The organism is Serpentinimonas barnesii, from assembly GCF_000696225.1.
Lineage (GTDB): Bacteria > Pseudomonadota > Gammaproteobacteria > Burkholderiales > Burkholderiaceae_C > Serpentinimonas > Serpentinimonas barnesii.
Window position 1 is genome coordinate 16,061 of record NZ_BAWN01000002.1, and the last position, 17,833, is coordinate 33,893.

Annotated in this window: 19 protein-coding genes; 10 read left to right on the top strand and 9 right to left on the bottom strand. The window is 66.8% G+C overall.

Annotated elements, in window-relative coordinates:
* Window positions 1-31: 31 nt before the first annotated feature.
* From SRAH_RS00300 to SRAH_RS00310, 3 genes are read left to right on the top strand one after another with little or no spacing between them, the layout of a single operon-like run.
* Window positions 32-1,075: a type IV pilus twitching motility protein PilT gene (locus SRAH_RS00300; protein WP_029461368.1), complete on the top strand. Its 1,044-nt coding sequence runs from the start codon at window positions 32-34 to the stop codon at window positions 1,073-1,075.
* Between the two features lie 24 nt (window positions 1,076-1,099).
* The gene (locus SRAH_RS00305) at window positions 1,100-2,236 is read left to right on the top strand and encodes a PilT/PilU family type 4a pilus ATPase (protein WP_029461369.1); all 1,137 of its coding nucleotides are present in this window, start codon (window positions 1,100-1,102) and stop codon (window positions 2,234-2,236) included.
* Window positions 2,237-2,248: 12 nt separating this feature from the next.
* Window positions 2,249-3,151, top strand: coding sequence for an NAD(P)-dependent oxidoreductase (locus tag SRAH_RS00310; protein WP_029461370.1), 903 nt, complete (start codon window positions 2,249-2,251; stop codon window positions 3,149-3,151).
* A gap of 16 nt (window positions 3,152-3,167) precedes the next feature.
* On the opposite strand, the gene SRAH_RS00315 is transcribed toward SRAH_RS00310, so the two are convergent.
* Complete coding sequence (locus tag SRAH_RS00315; RefSeq protein ID WP_029461371.1) at window positions 3,168-3,836, bottom strand: BON domain-containing protein; 669 nt, start codon at window positions 3,834-3,836, stop codon at window positions 3,168-3,170.
* A gap of 76 nt (window positions 3,837-3,912) precedes the next feature.
* Window positions 3,913-4,350 carry a YraN family protein gene (locus SRAH_RS00320; protein ID WP_045475595.1) on the bottom strand — a complete coding sequence of 146 codons (438 nt, stop codon included), beginning with the start codon at window positions 4,348-4,350 and terminating at the stop codon, window positions 3,913-3,915.
* Here SRAH_RS00320 and rsmI point away from each other — a divergent pair.
* Window positions 4,349-5,278 (top strand): 16S rRNA (cytidine(1402)-2'-O)-methyltransferase, encoded by a 930-nt coding sequence (rsmI, locus tag SRAH_RS00325; RefSeq protein ID WP_029461373.1) that lies wholly within the window; start codon window positions 4,349-4,351, stop codon window positions 5,276-5,278. The two genes, SRAH_RS00320 and rsmI, sit on opposite strands and share 2 nt — an antisense overlap.
* On the opposite strand, the gene SRAH_RS00330 is transcribed toward rsmI, so the two are convergent.
* On the bottom strand, window positions 5,275-5,619 hold the full coding sequence (locus SRAH_RS00330; protein WP_149028891.1) for a hypothetical protein: 345 nt from the start codon (window positions 5,617-5,619) through the stop codon (window positions 5,275-5,277). The two genes, rsmI and SRAH_RS00330, sit on opposite strands and share 4 nt — an antisense overlap.
* A gap of 138 nt (window positions 5,620-5,757) precedes the next feature.
* On the opposite strand from SRAH_RS00330, the gene SRAH_RS00335 reads away from it, so the two are divergent.
* Complete coding sequence (locus SRAH_RS00335; RefSeq protein ID WP_045475598.1) at window positions 5,758-6,378, top strand: DUF502 domain-containing protein; 621 nt, start codon at window positions 5,758-5,760, stop codon at window positions 6,376-6,378.
* Window positions 6,375-9,050 carry a bifunctional acetate--CoA ligase family protein/GNAT family N-acetyltransferase gene (locus tag SRAH_RS00340; protein WP_029461376.1) on the top strand — a complete coding sequence of 892 codons (2,676 nt, stop codon included), beginning with the start codon at window positions 6,375-6,377 and terminating at the stop codon, window positions 9,048-9,050. Before SRAH_RS00335 ends, SRAH_RS00340 begins: the two co-directional genes overlap by 4 nt.
* A gap of 33 nt (window positions 9,051-9,083) precedes the next feature.
* Here the strand turns inward: SRAH_RS00340 and SRAH_RS00345 are convergent, their stop codons facing one another.
* Complete coding sequence (locus SRAH_RS00345; RefSeq protein WP_029461377.1) at window positions 9,084-9,551, bottom strand: CopD family protein; 468 nt, start codon at window positions 9,549-9,551, stop codon at window positions 9,084-9,086.
* A 289-nt stretch (window positions 9,552-9,840) separates the two neighbouring features.
* Between SRAH_RS00345 and SRAH_RS00350 the strand changes: the two genes are divergently transcribed.
* The 3 genes from SRAH_RS00350 (at window position 9,841) to SRAH_RS00360 (ending at window position 12,822) form a co-directional block, all read left to right on the top strand.
* Complete coding sequence (locus SRAH_RS00350) at window positions 9,841-10,395, top strand: phasin family protein (RefSeq protein ID WP_029461378.1); 555 nt, start codon at window positions 9,841-9,843, stop codon at window positions 10,393-10,395.
* Between the two features lie 171 nt (window positions 10,396-10,566).
* A complete protein-coding gene (locus SRAH_RS00355; RefSeq protein WP_029461379.1) occupies window positions 10,567-11,418 on the top strand; it encodes a 3-hydroxybutyryl-CoA dehydrogenase in 852 nt (283 codons plus the stop codon).
* A gap of 6 nt (window positions 11,419-11,424) precedes the next feature.
* Window positions 11,425-12,822, top strand: coding sequence for a DNA recombination protein RmuC (locus SRAH_RS00360; RefSeq protein WP_045475603.1), 1,398 nt, complete (start codon window positions 11,425-11,427; stop codon window positions 12,820-12,822).
* Between the two features lie 31 nt (window positions 12,823-12,853).
* Here the strand turns inward: SRAH_RS00360 and moaC are convergent, their stop codons facing one another.
* A complete protein-coding gene (moaC, locus tag SRAH_RS00365; protein WP_029461381.1) occupies window positions 12,854-13,342 on the bottom strand; it encodes a cyclic pyranopterin monophosphate synthase MoaC in 489 nt (162 codons plus the stop codon).
* Window positions 13,343-13,421: 79 nt separating this feature from the next.
* Here moaC and SRAH_RS00370 point away from each other — a divergent pair, with 79 nt between their 5' ends.
* The gene (locus SRAH_RS00370; protein WP_045475617.1) at window positions 13,422-15,011 is read left to right on the top strand and encodes a M48 family metallopeptidase; all 1,590 of its coding nucleotides are present in this window, start codon (window positions 13,422-13,424) and stop codon (window positions 15,009-15,011) included.
* Here the strand turns inward: SRAH_RS00370 and mobA are convergent.
* From mobA to SRAH_RS00390, 4 genes are read right to left on the bottom strand one after another with little or no spacing between them, the layout of a single operon-like run.
* Window positions 15,008-15,655 (bottom strand): molybdenum cofactor guanylyltransferase MobA, encoded by a 648-nt coding sequence (gene mobA, locus SRAH_RS00375; RefSeq protein WP_029461383.1) that lies wholly within the window; start codon window positions 15,653-15,655, stop codon window positions 15,008-15,010. The two genes, SRAH_RS00370 and mobA, sit on opposite strands and share 4 nt — an antisense overlap.
* Window positions 15,652-16,308: a nitroreductase family protein gene (locus SRAH_RS00380; RefSeq protein WP_029461384.1), complete on the bottom strand. Its 657-nt coding sequence runs from the start codon at window positions 16,306-16,308 to the stop codon at window positions 15,652-15,654. The genes mobA and SRAH_RS00380 overlap by 4 nt, the downstream gene beginning before the upstream one ends.
* Before the next feature lie 56 nt (window positions 16,309-16,364).
* Entirely contained in the window at window positions 16,365-16,679 is a 315-nt protein-coding gene (locus SRAH_RS00385) for a P-II family nitrogen regulator (protein WP_029461385.1), read from the bottom strand.
* Window positions 16,680-16,705: 26 nt separating this feature from the next.
* A complete protein-coding gene (locus SRAH_RS00390) occupies window positions 16,706-17,713 on the bottom strand; it encodes a sodium-dependent bicarbonate transport family permease (protein WP_029461386.1) in 1,008 nt (335 codons plus the stop codon).
* Between the last annotated feature and the right edge of the window lie 120 nt (window positions 17,714-17,833).

Consider the following 17,833-nt stretch of genomic DNA (forward strand, 5'->3'; position numbering starts at 1 on the left):
TGCAGCGGTCATATCAAATTGGGACGCTTCGATGGACATTACCCAGTTGCTGGCCTTCAGCCACAAAAACAAAGCCTCGGACCTGCACCTCTCGGCCGGCCTGCCGCCGATGATACGGGTGCACGGCGACGTGCGCCGCCTCAACGTGGAGCCGCTGCAGCACAAGCAGGTGCACACCATGGTCTACGACATCATGACCGACTCGCAGCGCAAGCACTACGAAGAATTTCTGGAGGTGGATTTCTCGTTCGAGATCGACGGCTTGGCGCGTTTTCGCGTCAACGCCTTTAACCAAAAGCGCGGCGCGGCGGCGGTGTTTCGCACCATTCCGTCCAAAATCCTGACGCTCGACGACCTGAACTGCCCCAAAATTTTTGCCGACCTCTCGCTTAAACCCCGCGGCCTGGTGCTGGTGACCGGCCCGACCGGCTCGGGCAAATCCACCACGCTGGCGGCGATGGTGAACCACCGCAACGAAAACGACTACGGCCACATCCTGACCATCGAAGACCCGATCGAGTTTGTGCACGAATCCAAAAAAAGCCTGATCAACCAGCGCGAAGTCAGCACCATGACGCACAGCTTTGCCGCTGCCCTGCGCTCGGCCCTGCGCGAAGACCCGGACGTGGTGCTGGTGGGTGAGATGCGCGACCTGGAAACCATCCGGCTGGCCATGACCGCCGCCGAAACCGGGCACCTGGTGTTTGGCACCCTGCACACCTCCAGCGCCGCCAAGACCATTGACCGCATTGTCGATGTGTTTCCGCCCGAAGAAAAAGAGATGGTGCGCGCCATGCTGTCGGAATCGCTGGTGGCGGTGATCTCGCAATCTTTGCTCAAGACCGCCGACGGCAACGGCCGCGTGGCGGCGCACGAGATCATGATTGGCACCCCGGCGATACGCAACCTGATTCGCGAAAACAAGGTGGCACAGATGTATTCGGCCATTCAGACCGGCAACGGCTTTGGCATGCAGACGCTGGATCAGAGCCTGATGAACCTGGTGCGCGGCAACCGCGTGCACGTGGCCGAGGCGCGCGCCAAGGCCAAAATCCCCGAAAATTTCCCCGGTTGACCCCGGCTCCGAAGGAAGAACGCCATGGAACGCGATCAAGCCAGCCAATTTGTGAACGACCTGCTGCGCCTCATGGTGAGCCGCAACGGCAGCGACTTGTTTCTGACCGCCGACTTTCCGCCCGCGATCAAGGTCGATGGCAAGATCACCAAGGTCTCGCCGCAGCCGCTCAGTGGCCAGCACACGCAGGCGCTGGCGCGCGCCATCATGAACGACAAGCAGTCGGCCGAGTTTGAGCGCAGCATGGAGTGCAACTTTGCCATCTCGCCCGGCGGCATCGGGCGCTTTCGCGTCAACGCCTTTGTGCAGATGGGCAAGGTGGGGCTGGTGATGCGCACCATTCCGGCCAAGATCCCGACCATTGACGAGCTCGGCCTGCCGCAGGTGCTCAAGACCCTGGCCTTGGCCAAGCGCGGCATCTGCATTTTGGTGGGGGGCACCGGCTCGGGCAAATCGACCACGCTGGCGGCCATGGTGGACTGGCGCAACGAGCACACGCACGACCACATTGTGACCATCGAAGACCCGGTGGAGTTTGTGCACCAGCACAAAAACTGCATCGTGACGCAGCGCGAGGTGGGGCTGGACACCGACGACTGGGGCATTGCCCTGAAAAACTCGCTGCGCCAGGCCCCGAACGTGATTTTGATGGGCGAAATCCGCGACCGCGAGACCATGCAGCACGCCATTTCCTTCTCGGAAACCGGGCATTTGTGCCTGGCCACGCTGCACGCCAACAGCGCCAACCAGGCGATGGAGCGCATCATCAACTTCTTCCCCGAAGAGGTGCACGCGCAGATCCTAAAAGACGTGTCGCTCAACGTGCGCGGCTTGGTGGCGCAGCGCCTGCTGCCGCGCCAAGACGGCAAGGGCCGCCACGCGGTGGTGGAGGTTTTGTTGCACAGCGCCTTGATTGCCGACCAGATCATGAAGGGCGAGATCAACGAGCTCAAAGAAACCATGCGCAAGAGCCGCGAGAGCGGGATGCAGACCTTCGACCAGTCGCTGTTTGAGGCCTTTGAGGCCAACCTGATCAGCTTTGAGGACACGATCCGCAACGCCGATTCGCAAAACGACCTCAAGCTGCGCATCAAATTGCACAGCCAGCGCGCCCGCAACACCGACCTGGCGGCGGGCACCGAGCACTTGCAAATCGTCTAACCACGCCTCACCATGTCCAGCCTGAACCCCCGACCCTACCCCGCCACAGCGCACCGCAAACTGGCCTTTATCGGCCTGGGGGCGATGGGCTTTCCCATGGCCGGCCACTTGGCGCGCGCCGGGCACACCGTAACCGTTTACAACCGCAACCCGGCCAAGGCGCAGGCTTGGGTGGCCGAGTTTGGCGGCAGCAGCCAGCCCACGCCGCGCCTGGCGGCGCAAGGCGCCGACATGGTGCTGTGCTGCGTGGGCAACGACGCCGACGTGCGCGCGGTGCTGCTGGGCGAGCACGGGGCCCTGGCGGGCTTGGCAGCGGGCGCGCTGCTGGTGGACCACACCACGGCCTCGGTGGAGCTGGCGCGCGAGCTCGATGCCTGCGCCCGCGCCCAGGGGCTGCACTTCCTCGACGCCCCGGTCTCGGGGGGCGAGGTGGGGGCGCAAAACGGGCAGCTCACGCTGATGTGCGGCGGCGCGCCCGAGGCCTACGAGCGCGCGCGCCCCACGCTGCAGGCCTACGCCCGCGCCGTGACGCTGATGGGGCCCAGCGGGGCCGGGCAGCTCACCAAAATGGTGAACCAGATCTGCATCGCCGGGCTGTTGCAGGGCTTGAGCGAGGCGCTGGCTTTTGGGCAGCGCGCCGGGCTCGATATGGAGCAGGTGCTGGAGGTGATCGGCCAAGGCGCGGCGCAAAGCTGGCAAATGCAGCAGCGCGGCCCGACCATGGTGGCCGACCGCTTCGACTTTGGCTTTGCGGTGGACTGGATGCGCAAAGACCTGGGCCTGGTGCTGGCCGAGGCGCGGCGCAACGGGGCCGCGCTGCCCGTAACGGCGCTGGTGGACCAGTTTTATGCCGACGTGCAGCGCATGGGCGGCGGCCGCTGGGACACCTCCAGCCTGGTGCGGCGGCTGCGCTAGCCTAGGATAGTCTGCGTCAGTTGTTGGATGGCCGGGGCGCCGCGCTGGCCGGTGCCGGGGGTGGTGCGATGCGCGCCAGCTCTTCTTCGGTGATGGTCTCGAGCACCCGCACCACGCGCTGCACGCCCGCGGTGCGGCGCGCAATTTCGGTGGCGCGGTCGGCCTCGCGCGGCGTGACGCGGCCCAGCAAATACACGGTGCCGCGCTCGGTGACGATCAAAAAGGCGTTGGACGAGAGGTCGGGCGCGTCGATCAGGCCGGCGCGCACGCGTGCGCTCACCAGCCGGTCGGCTGCGCGCGCGGTGAGTGAGGGCGTGCCCGTTACGGCCAGCTCATCGACCACGCCCTGCACGTTCTCCACCGCGCCCACGATGCGCAAGGCCAGCGCCCGGTCGGTCTCGCTGGGCACTTCGCCGGTGATGAGCACGCGCCGGTTGTAGCTGGTGACGTTGACGCGGCCGCGGTTGCCAAACTCGGTGCGCAGCCGGTTGGCGGCGCGCATCTCGATGCCCTGGTCTTCGACCATGGCGCCCGAGGTGCGGCGGTCGGTGGCGACCAGCACCGTGGTGGCCACAGCCCCGCCCGCGATCAGCGGCGCGCAGGCAGGCAGACCCACACTGGCGGCCAGCACCAGCGCGGCCAGCGCGACCAGACGGCCGTGGCCGGAAAACTTGCGTATAAACATAAAAAACTCCTTGCGTGCCCAACCTGTGCCCGATGCGCTCTCGGTCGGGCGCAATGATACCCCTGTGGCGTGACCATCAAAACCCATCGGCGCAGAAGGCGGCGCGTATCCACTCGATTTGCAGCGCCTCGCCCGTGCCCTGCAGCGCCAGCACATCGAAGCGGCACGGCGGCACCCGCTCCAGCCGCAGCAAAAAGTGCCTTGCCGCAAACAGCAAGCGCCGCTGCTTGAGCGCCGAGACCGAGGCCGCCGCCCCGCCGTGGCTGCTGCGGCGGCGCTGGCGCACTTCCACGAACACCAGCGTGCCATCGGGCTCGCGCAAGATCAGGTCGATCTCGCCGCCGCCGCGCCCCGGCGTGCGAAAATTGCGCCACACCAGCCGCAGGCCGTGGCGCTGCAAATAGGCCAAGGCCAGCGCCTCGGCGGCGTCGCCGCGCGCCTTGGTGCTCTGGGTTGGCGTGGCGGCTGGCGCTGCCTTGGCCGTTGTTGCGGCCGGTTTTTTTTCTTCGTTCATGCTCACAATCAACCCCTCGGGTGCTTTGGCCCTGCAAGCTGCCCAGGCCGTGGCCGGTGCCCAGCATTATCCGGCCGGCGCGCTGTATCTGGTGGCGACACCAATCGGCAACTTGGCCGACATCACGCTGCGCGCGCTGCACCTGCTGCAACAAGTCGATGCCGTGGCCTGCGAAGACACGCGCCACAGCGGCGCGCTGCTGCGCGCCTACGGCATTGAGCGCCCCTTGCTGGCCCTGCACCAGCACAACGAGCGCGAAGCCGCCGCCACTGTGGTGGCGCGCTTGCAAGCGGGCGAGCGCATTGCCTACGTGAGCGACGCCGGCACCCCCGGGATCAGCGACCCTGGCGCGCGCCTGTGCCAGGCCGTGGCCGCCGCTGGCCTGCGCTGCGTGCCGCTGCCCGGTGCCAGCAGCCTGACCGCCTTGCTTTGCGTGGCGGGCGTGCTGGAGAGCGACGCGGCGCCGGGTTTTGCCTTCGTGGGCTTTTTGCCGGCCAAGGGCGCGGCGCGCGAGCAGGCGCTGCGCCGGCTGGCGCAGCAACCCCAGGCCTGCGTGCTGCTGGAAGCCCCGCACCGCCTGCCCGCGCTGGCGCGCGAACTGGCGCTGCTGGGGGCACGCCGCCTCACGGTGGGGCGCGAGCTGACCAAGCAGTTTGAAGAAGTGGCCACCCTGCCCTGCGCCGAACTGCCGGCCTGGCTGGCGGCCAAGGCGCAGCGCCTGCGCGGCGAGTTTGCCCTGCTGCTGCACCCGCCCGAGGCGGCTGCACCCGCCAGCGCGGACAGCGGCCCCGAGGCCGAGGCGCTGCGCGTGCTCGATTTGCTGCTGCCCGAGCTGCCCCTGAAAACCGCCGTGCGCCTGTGCGCCGAGATCAGCGGCGCGCCGCGCAACGCGCTCTACCAAGCGGCCTTGCAGCGCCAGCCGCGCTAGCGCGGCGGCGGGGTTTGATCTGGGCGCGGCGCCGCATCGCTGACTTCGCGCGCCTCGACATCGACCACCTCGTCGGCGCGGCCCTTGCTCGCACCGCCCCGCCCGCTGCCACCGCCCCAGCCGCGCCCGCGCATGTGCTGCTGGGCACGGCGGCGCAGCAGCTCGGCCGCCAGCGGCACGGCCACGCGCCGGCCGCGCAGCAAGGCCCACAAGGCCCCCAGCAGCAGCAATGGCAGCGCCACCACCAGCAGCAGCAGCCCAAACCCGAGCAACAGCACCCACAGCGCCAGGCGCAGCAGTGCGCCCAGCAGCCACGTCAATCCATCCAACAATTTGCCCATATCCCCTTTCTTGGCCGGCCCACGCTTGGCCAGCCCCACATCGGCCACGCGCCGGCACGCCAGCGCCCTCGATCATCGCGCACAATCGGCAAAGCTGCAGGAAACTGTCACGCTTGCAGCGTTCAATCGAGTGCCCCCATGGATTCCACCCGCCTGCCCGCCCTCGCCAAGCGCCTGTCGCAATACTTTCTGCGCGGCCTGATCACCATTTTGCCGCTGCTGCTCACGGTCTATCTGCTGTTTGCCCTGGTGGCGTGGTCGGAATCGCTGGCTTCCTACCTGATCCGCCCGCTGCTGGGCAGCCTCTACATCCCCGGCCTGGGGCTGCTGGTGGCCATCGGCATCATCATCCTGACGGGTTATTTGATTTCGCGCCAAGACACCTCGCGCCTGTTCAACTGGGTCGAGCTGCCCTTTACCAACACGCCGGTGGTGCGCAGCATCTACAACTCGCTGAAAAGCTTTGCCGATTATTTTGCGCCACAAAGCCCGGGGCAAGCCACGCAGCAGGTGGTGATTCTGCGCTGGCCGGGGCAGCCGCTGGAGGTGGTGGGGCTGGTCACGCGCAGCCACGTGGACGGCCTGCCGCCGGGCTTTTTGCAGGGGGATCGGGTGGCCGTGTACCTGCCCATGGGCTACATGATCGGCGGCTACACTTTGTTTGTTCCCCGCGAATGGCTGACCCCGATCGACATGAGCGTCGAAGAAGCCATGCGCTCCGCCCTAATCGCCTGGATGCCACCGCGCAAACCACCATGATGACCCGCCATTTGCATGCTTTACTGGCCCCGCGCAGCGTCGCGGTGTTTGGCGCATCCGACCGGCCGCAGCGCGACGGCCGCGCGATCTGGAACCGGCTTGCGGCCGAGTTCAAGGGCACGCTGTACGCCGTCAACCCGCGCCTGCGCCACTTGGGCGAGCACAAGGTTTGGCACAGCGTGGCCGAGCTGCCGCAAACGCCCGACTTGGCCGTGATCTGCACCCCGGCCGCCACCGTGCCGAGCCTGATTGCCGAGCTGGGCGCGCGCGGCTGCAAGGCGGCGGTGGTGGTGAGTGCGGGCTTGAGCGAAGATCAAACCCAGGCCATGCTGGCGGCGGCGCGCCCTTACTCGCTGCGCATATTGGGGCCCGACTGCACTGGTCTGCTGGTGCCCCACCTAGGGCTCAACACCAGCCTGGCGCAGGTGAGCGCGCAGCCCGGTTCGGTGGCGTTTGTGTCGCAGTCGGCGGCGCTGGTGACAGCCATGATGGACTGGGCCAGCTCGCGCCAGATTGGTTTTTCGCACTTCATCTCGCTGGGCGAGCACGCCGACGTGGATTTCGCCGATGTGCTCGACTACCTGGCCAGCGATGCGCGCACGCGCGCCATCATGCTCTACGTGGAAACGCTGGACGAGCCGCGCAAATTTTTGTCGGCGGCGCGGGTGGCGGCGCGCAACAAGCCGCTGATCGTGGTCAAGGGCGGGCGCTCGGGCCAGGGCCAGCAGGCGGCCTCCACCCACAGCGCGGCGCTGGCCGGCAGCGACCGCGTTTTTGACGCCGCTGTGTCTCGCGCGGGCATGTTGCGCGTGTTTCGCCTGCAGCACCTGTTCATGGCGGCCGAGCTGCTGGCGCGCTTTCGCGACAACCGCAGCGAAGACCTGATCGTGCTCACCAACGGCGGCGGGGCCGGGGTGCTGGCCGCCGACGCCGCCGACTACGCCCGCGTGCGGCTGGCGCGCTTAAGCCCCGAGCGCATTGCCGAGCTCGACGCGGTGCTGCCCGCTGGCTGGTCGCGCGCCAACCCGGTCGATATAGGCGGCGACGCGCCGCCGCAGCGCTACCAAGATGCCCTGCGCATTTTGCTGCGCGAGCGCGATTGCGCGGTGCTGCTGGTGCACGCCCCCACCGGCCACGTGCCCAGCCTAGAGATTGCGCAGGCGCTGCTGCCACTGGCGAGCGAAAAACCGGTGCGCGTGCTGGGCTGCTGGCTCGGCACCCAGGCCGTGGCCGAGGCCAGCGCGCTGTTTCGCGCCGCCGGCATCCCCGATTACGACACCCCGGAAGACGCGGTGCGCGCCTTCGCCTCGCTGCGCCTGCACCGACACCACCAGATCGACCTGATGGAAACCCCGCCCGCTGCGCCGTTGCGCAGCCGCATCGATCTGCCCGGCATTCGCGAACTGGTCGATTTTGTGCTGGCCGACGGGCGCGAGTGGCTCACCGAGCCCGAAGCCAAAGAACTGCTCAAGCGCGCCGGGCTGCCCGTCACGCCCACCCGCGTGGTGCCGCCCGAGGCGCAGGCCGCGGTCTATGCCGCCGAAACGCTGGGCTACCCGGTGGTGCTCAAAATCCTCTCGCACGACATCACGCACAAATCCGACGTGGGCGGGGTGCGGCTGGACCTGCACAACGCCGCCGAAGTGGAGCAGGCGGCGCGCTCCATGCTGGAACGCGTGGCGCAACTGCAACCGCAGGCGCGCATCGAAGGCTTTACGGTGCAACCCATGGCGCGGCGCGCCCACGCGCACGAGCTCATCATCGGCTCGCGCGTGGACCCGCTGTTTGGGCCGGTGATTTTGTTTGGGCAGGGCGGGGTGGCGGTCGAGGTGCTGGCCGACCGCGCCGTGGCGCTGCCGCCACTCAACGGCAAGCTGGCGCGCTCGCTGGTCGAGCGCACCCGGGTCGCCAAGCTGCTGCAAGGCTACCGCAACGTGCCGGCCGCCAACCAAGAGGCACTGGTCGATGCGCTGGTGGCGGTGTCGCAACTGCTGGCCGAGGTGCCCGAAATCGCCGAGCTCGACATCAACCCGCTGCTGCTCAACCCCGAGGGCGCGCTGGTGCTCGATGCGCGGCTGCGCCTGAGCCGCCAGCGCCCGGGCGGGGCGGCGCAGTTCGCCATCCGGCCCTACCCGCTGGAGCTGATCGAGACCCTGCCCTTTGCCGATGGCCGCACCCTGACGCTGCGCCCGATCCGACCCGAAGATGAGGCGCTGCTGGAAACCTTTTTTGAAAAACTCGACCCCGAAGACATCCGCCTGCGCCTGTTCTACAGCCGGCGCAGCTTCGAGCACAGCGAGCTGGCGCGCATGACGCAGATCGACTACGAGCGCGAAATGGCCTTCATCGCCACCCTGCCCCTGCCCGACGGCAGCGAGGAGATGATCGGCGACGTGCGCGGCCTGGGCGACCCGGACAACATCGAGGCCGAATTCGGCGTGCTGGTGCGCTCCGACATGAAGGGGCACCGCTTGGGCTGGATTTTGATGGACAAGCTGATCCGCTACCTGCGCGCCAACGGCACCCAGCGCATCGTGGGTGCGGTGCTGCGCGAGAACTCCGGCATGTTGGCGCTGGGGCGCAAGCTCGGTTTTACGATCGTGGTGCACCCCGAAGACTCGGACCTGCGCCACCTTGACTTGCCGCTGCAAGGGCCGCAATCTGGGCACTAGGACCAGCCCCTGATCTGCGGCCTTGGGCTGGCCTCAGTTGAGCAGCGTAAAGGCGACGATCACCACGCCCAGCGCCAGGTTGACCAGCACCCAGAGCCGGATTTTTTCCATCACCGCCCCGGTCGCGGCCCAGTCCTTGGCCTGCACCGCCTTGTCGCAGCGCTTGTAGAGGGCAAAGCGGACATGGCCAAAAATCAAAATCATCAGCACGCCCAAGGTGGACATGACCTTCCAGTCCAGCGGCATGGTGAAGCTGCCACCGCCCTCAACGGCGGCCCGCGCCACGTTGCCGATCATCCACAAACCGGTGAACAGGGTGATGAGCGAAATCGCCAAAATGGCTTTAAAGAAGCGCCCAAACACATCGTGCAGCAGCGGCAGGCGCACGGCAGGCTCCAGCGACGCCGCAGCCGGGCGCAAAAAGAACAGGGCAAAGGCCATGCCACCGAGCCAGACGATGATGGCCAGCAGGTGGATGGTTTTGAGGGTGGCGTAGAGCATGAAATTCCTGTGAAGGGATGAAACCAAGATTGAAAGAGGCCAGCCGTTCGACCGCCAGGGCGGCCAGAGTTCCAACCATAGCAGCAACGGCACGCCCCAGCGCACGGCGGGTTTTTGTGGGTTTTTTGCTGCACCGCAACAAAAAGGGCTTGCAATTGTCAAAAAGCGCCCTATACTTGGAACCATGTTGCAGCGCAGCATAACCGGGCTGACACGGTTTTGACGCAAACGCGCGCTACAGTTTCCGAACTGTCAGTTTTTTGCTTTCACCTTTTTAAGGAACCTTGCCATGTTGACCGTTGAACAAATCCTCGCCGCCCAAAAAGCCCAAGTCTCCACCCTGTTCGATCTGAGCACCAAGGCGCTGGCCAGCGTCGAGCGTCTGAACGAACTGAACCTGCAAGCCGCCCGCGCTTCGCTGTCCGAAACCGCCAGCCACGCCCAAGCCGTGATGGGCGCCAAAGACCTGCAAGACTTGGTCGCCCTCCAAGGCGCCGCCCTGCAGCCGATGGCCGAAAAAGCCGCCTCCTACAGCCGCCACCTGTACGACATCGCCACCGGCATGGGTGCCGAGCTGAGCAAGGTCGCCGAAGCGCAAGCGTCGGATGCCCAAAAGCAGTTCGTCGCCGCCGTGGACAGCGCCGTGAAAAACGCGCCCCAAGGCTCTGAGTCGGCCGTGGCTGCTGTGAAAAGCGCCGTGTCCACCGCCAGCGCCGCCATGGAATCGGTGCAAAAAGCCGTCAAGCAAGCCACCGAGCTGGCCGAAGCCAACTTCAACGCCGTCACCAGCACGGCCGTGAGCAGCGCCAAACCGGCTGCCCGCTCCAGCAAATCGGCTGCCTGATCGACACCGGTCTGCACCAGCCTCCAAGCTGAGCCAGACCCGATCCGGGCCCAAGCTGGATCACCCAACCCCGAGCGCTTAGCGGCCTCGGGGTTTTTTTTCGCGGTCACTGGCCAAAGGCATAATGACCCTATTGCCTCATCCACCATCCCCCACTTCAGGAGAGTTTTCATGAGCGAAATTCAAACCGTCGGCATCGTCGGCGCGGGCACCATGGGCCATGGCATTGCGCAGGTCTGCGCGCTCAACGGCGTGGCGGTGGTGCTGGTTGACATCAGCGAAGCCGCTGTGCAAAAAGGCCTGGCCGCCGTCACGGGCAGCTTGGAGCGCCTGCTCAAGAAAGAAAAAATCAGCGCCGCCGACAAAGACGCCGCGCTGGCGCGCATCCAGGTTGGCACCGACAACGCCGCGCTGCAAGGGGCGCAACTGGTGATCGAGGCGGCCACCGAAAATCTCGAACTCAAAATCAAAATCCTGCGCCAACTCGACGCCCTGCTGGCGCCCGAGACCGTGGTCGCCACCAACACCAGCTCGATCAGCATCACCCAGTTGGCGGCGCTGAGCGGGCGACCGGAGCGCTTCATCGGCATGCACTTCTTCAACCCGGTGCCGATGATGGCGCTGGTCGAGCTGATTCGCGGCCTGCAAACCAGCGACGCCACCCATGCCGCGGTGCAGGCGCTGGCGCTCAAGCTGGGCAAAACGCCGATCACGGTCAAGAACGCGCCCGGCTTCGTCGTCAACCGGGTGCTGATCCCGATGATCAACGAGGCCTTTTTCGTGCTGGCCGAAGGGCTGGCCAGCGCCGAAGACATCGACGCCGGCATGAAGCTGGGCTGCAACCACCCGATCGGCCCGCTGGCGCTGGCGGATCTGATCGGGCTCGACGTCTGCCTGGCGGTGATGAACGTTTTTGTGACCGAGTTCAACGACAGCAAATACCGCCCCTGCCCGCTGCTCAAAGAGCTGGTCGCCGCCGGCCGCCTGGGCCGCAAGAGCGGGCGCGGCGTGTACAGCTACTAAGCCCCCATGCTGCCGCTGAGCGAAGGGTGGCTGGCGGCGCTGCTGGCCTTGGGCGCACTGGGCGTCTTGGGCCTGCTGGCGCTGCAAGTGCTGCTGCTATCGGCCTTGCGCAGCCGCCCGCCACCCGAGGTCGCGCCCGAGCTGCTGCTGCGCCTGGGCACACTCGAACAGTCGTTGCTGGCGCTGACCCAGGCCAGCGCGCGCAGCGAGGCCGCCTGCGCCCGCATCGAGCTGCACATCCAAGCCTTCAGCGCCAGCACGGCGCAGGCGCAGGAGGCGGCGCGCCAGCGCCTAGACGAACAACTGGCCAAAACGGTAGAGGAAGCCCGCCACGGCCGACGCGAAACCGGCGAGGCGCTGCTGGCGCTGCGCCACGAGCTGGGCCGCAGCCTGACGCAACTGGCGGCCGACAACCAGCAACACGCCGAGCAGTTGCGCGCCGCCCTCAACGAGCGGCTGGCCGCCATTCAGGCCGACAACGGCGCCCGGCTCGAACAAATGCGCCTGACGGTGGACGAAAAGCTGCACGCCACGCTGGAGCAGCGGCTGGGCGAATCGTTCAAACTGGTGAGCGAGCGGCTGGAGCAGGTGCACACCGGCTTGGGCGAGATGAAGCTGCTGGCCGGCAGCGTGGGCGACCTCAAGCGCGTCATGAGCAATGTGCGCAGCCGCGGCACTTGGGGCGAGGTGCAGCTCGGGGCCCTGATCGAAGGCCTGCTGACGCCGGACCAGTACGCGCAAAACGTCAAGACGGTGCCGGGCAGCAACGAGCTGGTCGAATTTGCCATCAAAATGCCGGGCAAGACCGACGAACAACCGGTCTGGCTGCCGATCGACGCCAAATACCCGGTCGAGCACTACCAGCGCCTGCTCGACGCGCACGAGGGCGCCGACAAGGCGCAGATTCAATCGGCCAGCGCCGCCTTCGAGGCCTCGATCCGGCTGGAGGCGCGCAAAATTGCCAGCAAATACCTGAGCCCGCCGCACACCACCGACTTTGCGGTGTTGTTTCTGCCCACCGAGGGGCTGTTTGCCGAAGTTTGCCGCCTGCCCGGCATGATCGAAGCGCTGCAAAACGACTGGCGCATCGTGGTCGCCGGCCCCACCACGCTGGCCGCCATGCTCAACAGCCTGCGGCTCGGGTTTCGCACGCTGGCGATCGAAAAGCGCTCGTCCGAGGTCTGGCTCATCTTGTCGGCGGTCAAAACCGAGTTCAAAAAATTTGGCGAAATCGTCGATGCCACCCACAAGTCCATCGACGCCGCCTCTAGGAAATTTGGCGACATAGGCGTGCGCACGCGCGCCATCGAGCGCAAATTGCGCGGCGTCGAAGACCTGCCCGCCGGCGCCCCTGCCGACTTGCTGGCCAACGGGGCCGAGGACGAGGACGAACCCGGACGCTAAGGCGCTGGGCAGGGGCTGAGCAGCGGCTGGCTTAAGGGGCGCTGGAGTGGCGGTAACTGCCCGAGCGCCCGCCTTCTTTTTGCAGCAGCCGCACCCCGGTGATTTCCATGCCCCGGTCCACCGCCTTGCACATGTCGTACACCGTGAGCAAGGCCACTTGCACGGCGGTCAGGGCTTCCATCTCGACCCCGGTGGGGCCCACCGTCTCGGCGCTGGCGGTGCAGCGCACGGCGGGCGGGTCGGGCAGCAACTCGAACTCCAGCGCCACCCGGGTCAGGGCCACCGGGTGGCAGAGCGGGATCAGCTCGCTGGTTTTTTTGGCCGCCATGATGCCGGCCAAGCGCGCCACCCCCAGCACATCGCCCTTTTTGGCGCTGCCGGCCTCGATCAGCCTTAGGGTGGCCGGTTCGAGCCGGATCAGGCCTTGGGCCACCGCCAGACGGCGCGTGGCGGCCTTGTCGCCCACATCGACCATGTGGGCCTGGCCTTGGGCGTCGAAGTGCGTGAGTGGTTCGGGCATATTTTGCAAGCAAGGGTGAATGGGGCCGCAGGGCGTGGTGGCGGAGGCAATTTTTTCGCCAAGCTGGCATCATACGGGCATGAGACTGAAACTGTTGCACCGCTGCCGCCCTTGGGCGCTGGCCTTGGGTTTGGCCGTGCTGCTGCCGGCGGCGGCGCAACCTGTGGCGGCCACGCCCAACCTGCCCGCCCTAGGTGACGCCAGCGCGCTGTCGCTGGCGCAAGAGCGGCGCTTGGGCGACGAGATCGCGCGCACGCTTTTTCGCAGCCCCGACTACCTCGACGACCCGCTGCTGCACGACTACCTGCAAGCCATCTGGCAGCCACTGCTGCAAGCGGCGCAGCGCCGTGGCGAGGTGTCGCCCGAACTGGCCGAGCGCTTTGCCTGGGAGCTGCTGCTCAGCCGCGACCGCAGCGTGAACGCCTTTGCCCTGCCGGGCGGCTATCTGGGCCTGCACCTGGGGCTGCTGGCGATCAGCACCAGCGCCGATGAAATCGCGGCCGTGCTGGCGCACGAGCTGGCGCACGTGTCGCAGCGCCACATCGCGCGCCTGTTCGAGCGCCGCCAGCAGCAAGCGCCGTGGGTGATCGGGGCCATGATCCTGGGCGCGCTGGCGGCCAATGCCTCGCGCAACGCCGACGTGGCCAGCGCCGCCGTGATGGGCGGGCAGGCGGTGGCGCTGCAAGGGCAGCTCAATTTCTCGCGCGACATGGAGCGCGAGGCGGACCGGGTCGGGCTGGGCATTGCGACCGAGGCCGGTTTCGACGGCCAGGGCTTCATCACCCTGTTCGACAAGCTGCAAGCGGCGGCGCGGCTCAACGATGGCGGCGCTTTCCCCTACCTGCGCACCCACCCCATGACGGCCGAGCGCAGCGCCGACATGCAGGCGCGGCTGCACGAACTGGCGCCGCTGCGCCAGAGCCAAAGCCCGATTCCCGCGCCGGTGCACGCGCTGATGGCGGCGCGTGCGCGCGTGTTGTCCGAAACCGGCAGCGATCGCCTCCAAGCCCTGGCCGCCACGCTGCGTCCGGCCGCCGGTGCGCCTGCCACGCCAGCCCTGGGCCGCACCCTGACGCCAGAGGAACTGGGCCAGCTCTACGCCGCCACCTTGGCCGCCGCGCGGCTGCGCGAACCGGCGCTGGCCTTGCTGGGCTTGCGCCAATTGCAAGCGCACGAGCCCACCGACCCCGCCACCCAAGAGCAACTGCGCTGGCTGAACCTGGAGTTGTTGCTGCTGCTGCCACCGCAGGCGCTGCCGCCGGCGCAACAGCAGGCGCTGAGCGACTTGCTGGCGGCCGCCCTGCAATCGGAGCGCCGTGCCGCGCTGCTGCTGGCGGCCCAGGCCAGCTTGCAGCACGGGGCTGAACGGCAGCGGCTGGCGATTGCGCGGCTGCAAGCGCGCACCAGCCTGCACCCCGGCGACGCCTTGGCCTGGCAAACGCTGGCCGGGCTGCATCTGGCGCAGCAGCAACCGGTGCGCGCCGCCCGCGCCGAGGCCGAGGCGCGGCTGGCCCAGCTCGATGCCCCCGGCGCGCTGGAGCGGTTGCGCGCGGCGCGCCAGTTGGGGCAAGGCGCCGCAGCGGTCGATCACATCGAGCAGTCAATCATCGATGCGCGGCTGCGCCACGTGGAAGAGCGGGTGCGCGAACAGGCGCTGCCGATCCGTTAATCGGCGCGCTCAGCCTCCAAGGCGCGCACCTGCTCGGGCGTGTTGAGGTTGCGAAAGGCCAGCGGGTCGTCGGTCGACGCATCGAAGGCCACCACGGCGCAGCGGTGCTGGCGCGCCCAAGCCTGCACCTTGCACTCGCCCATTCCGAGGTGGTCGAGCAGGCTCTGGCGCAGCCCGGCGCGCAGCAAACAAAAAACCGGTTGCCAGCGCATCACCCCGCCCTCGTCCGGGGCCGCCGCAAGGGCCAAGTCGGCCTGCTCGTGCAGCAAGGCGTGGCGCAAGCGCTGCAGCAGGTCGAGCGGGAACCGGGGCACATCGCAGGGCACCGTCAGCAGCAAGGGCGTGCGGCCGTGCTGCAAACCGGCCGCAAAACCGGCCAAGGGGCCAACGAAACCCGGCACCGGGTCGGGCCACACCGGCACCCCAAAGGCGGCGTAGTCGGCCAAATGGCGGTTGGCGTTGATGGCCAGTTCTTGCGGAGCGCCCCCGGCTTGGGCGCGCAGCCGCTGCAAGGCATGCTGCACCAGCGGGGCGCCTTGCACGCGCACCAAGCCCTTGTCCACCCCGCCCATGCGGCTGCCACGCCCGCCCGCCAGCACCAAGGCCGTCACCGCTTCGGCCAAGCTTGGCGCGGGTGCCGTCATGGCGACTCTGCATCCGGTGCAGGGGCCAAGCGGCCAAAGTAATCGGCCACGGCGGGGCGCTGTTGTAGCGCACGCGGCTGCGCCACGTGGCCGATGTTGACAAAGCACAGCGCCCGCTCATCTGCCGCCAAGCCAAACAGCCGCCGCAGGGGGGCCGACTGCAGCGCCTGGCCGCTGGTCAGGCAAGAACCCAAACCCAGCGCGCTGGCTTGCAGCAGCATGTTTTGCAGCGCCGCCCCAGTGGCCAACAGCCGCTCGTGCTCGGGGATTTCGACCCCTGCAGGCCCTGCAGGCTCAGCCCCCAAGCGCAGCAGCGCCAGCAGCAGCCAAGGCGCGTGCTGCGCTTTCTCGGCCGCCTGCGCCACTTGCTCGGCCGTGGCTTGCGGGTCGCGCTCCAGCAGGGCTTCGGCAAAAGCCGCCCCCAAGCGCGCGCGCTGATCCAGCGGCACCTCGACCAAGCGCCAAGGCAGGATGCGGCCGTGGTCGGGCGCGGCCCCCGCCGCAGCCAGTATGAGCTGCTGCTGCGCCGCGTCGGGCCCGGGCGCGCACAGGCGCCGTGGCGAGGTGCTGCGCCGCCCGTGGATCAGGGCTTGGGCCCACGGCCCTGGGTCAGGCGCAGCCGCTGCCCGATTGGCAAGTTCTGGAACGCTCATGGGTGTTGGTCTGTGCAAGCCCAGCAGGCAGTGGCCCACCCAACCCAAGCAAGGGCTTAAAACTGCTGTGGCCGCGCCACCTCGACCTCTTCCACGTAGGCAATGCCCGAGTAGTTGCTGAAATATTTGGCAACCACCCCTTCGATGATTTTTTGGGCCACCTCATCCCTGGCGGTGATGAACTCGATCTTGACGTTGCTAAAAATTTCGCCGTGCCCGCTCAGGGCGTCGGAGCGCACGCCCCGGTGCCCTTGCCCGTTGGCATAGACCGCGGTGTAGCCGGTCGCACCGGCCGCCATGGCCAGCGCCACCACTTTGTCGAGCAGGATTTTTTCGGTGACCACCACCACCTTTTTCGCTTTGTTCAGCATGTTGGCATCCCAATAAGTGGACGTGATCATAGATCAAAAACCACTTGGCCCAGGATCAGGAACAGCGGGATGCAGATGGCAATCGCCACCGGCGTGCCGACACCGGTCGAAGAACCGATGTAGGACGAGGGGTTGGCCGTGGGTATGCCGGCGCGCAGCGTGGGCGGCCCGGAAATGTCGGAACTCGAAGCGGCGATGATCGCCAACAAAATCACACCACCCGGGCTGAAGCCCACCAGCAGGTGCGCCACATAGCCCAAGCCAAAGCCTATCAAGCCGTGCACAATGGGCATGACAAAGGCATAGGCAATGTACCAATGCGCCACCTTGCGCAATTCGCTCAAGCGTTGCCAGGCCTCAATGCCCATGGTCACCATCAGCACTGTGAGCAGACCGCGGAACAGCAAATCGTAAAAGCCTTCAAACACCGCTTCGGGGCGCGTGAACAGGCCTATGGCCAATCCCAGCAGCATGGCCGACAGTGCAGGGCCCTGCAGACTCTCTTTCACGATGGGCCAGATCGCTACCCGCTGACCAGAACCACCGTTCTTTTTGCTCAGATACAGGTTAGCCAACACAATTGCCAGCACCAGGGCCGGAATATCCATGAATGGATACAAGGCCGGCACCCAGGCTTCAAACTCAATGCCGGCGTCTTCCAGCATGAACATGCCGGCCGCCATGGTCGAGGCACTGACCGCACCAAACAAACCGGCTGTGGCCAGCGCGTCGTCCATGCGCACGCCGCGCATGCGCGCCAGGGTCAACCAGCCCAACACCACAATCGTCATGCCAATCACGGCGCTGAACAATGCTGGCAGCAGCATGGCCCCAATATCGCCATCGCGGATCTCCATCCCGCCCTGAATGCCGATGCGCATCAGCAGCATGAATACGCAGAAGCGGTAAATGGCATCCGGTATATCGAGCTTGCTGCCCAACGCAGCCGCCAACATTCCACCCAGCAAAAACGCCAGCGTGGGCGTTTGAAACTGGGTCAGGAAGGTGTGGAAAAAACTTAGCAAAAGGTCCATATTCAGCGCCACACCACAGACTGATTGATCAATAGGCCACCCATGAGGGGGGTGGCCTTAGATGTCACATCCCGGACGATCATAAGGCGCCCGATGAAAGAGATGAGGATGCGAAGCGTA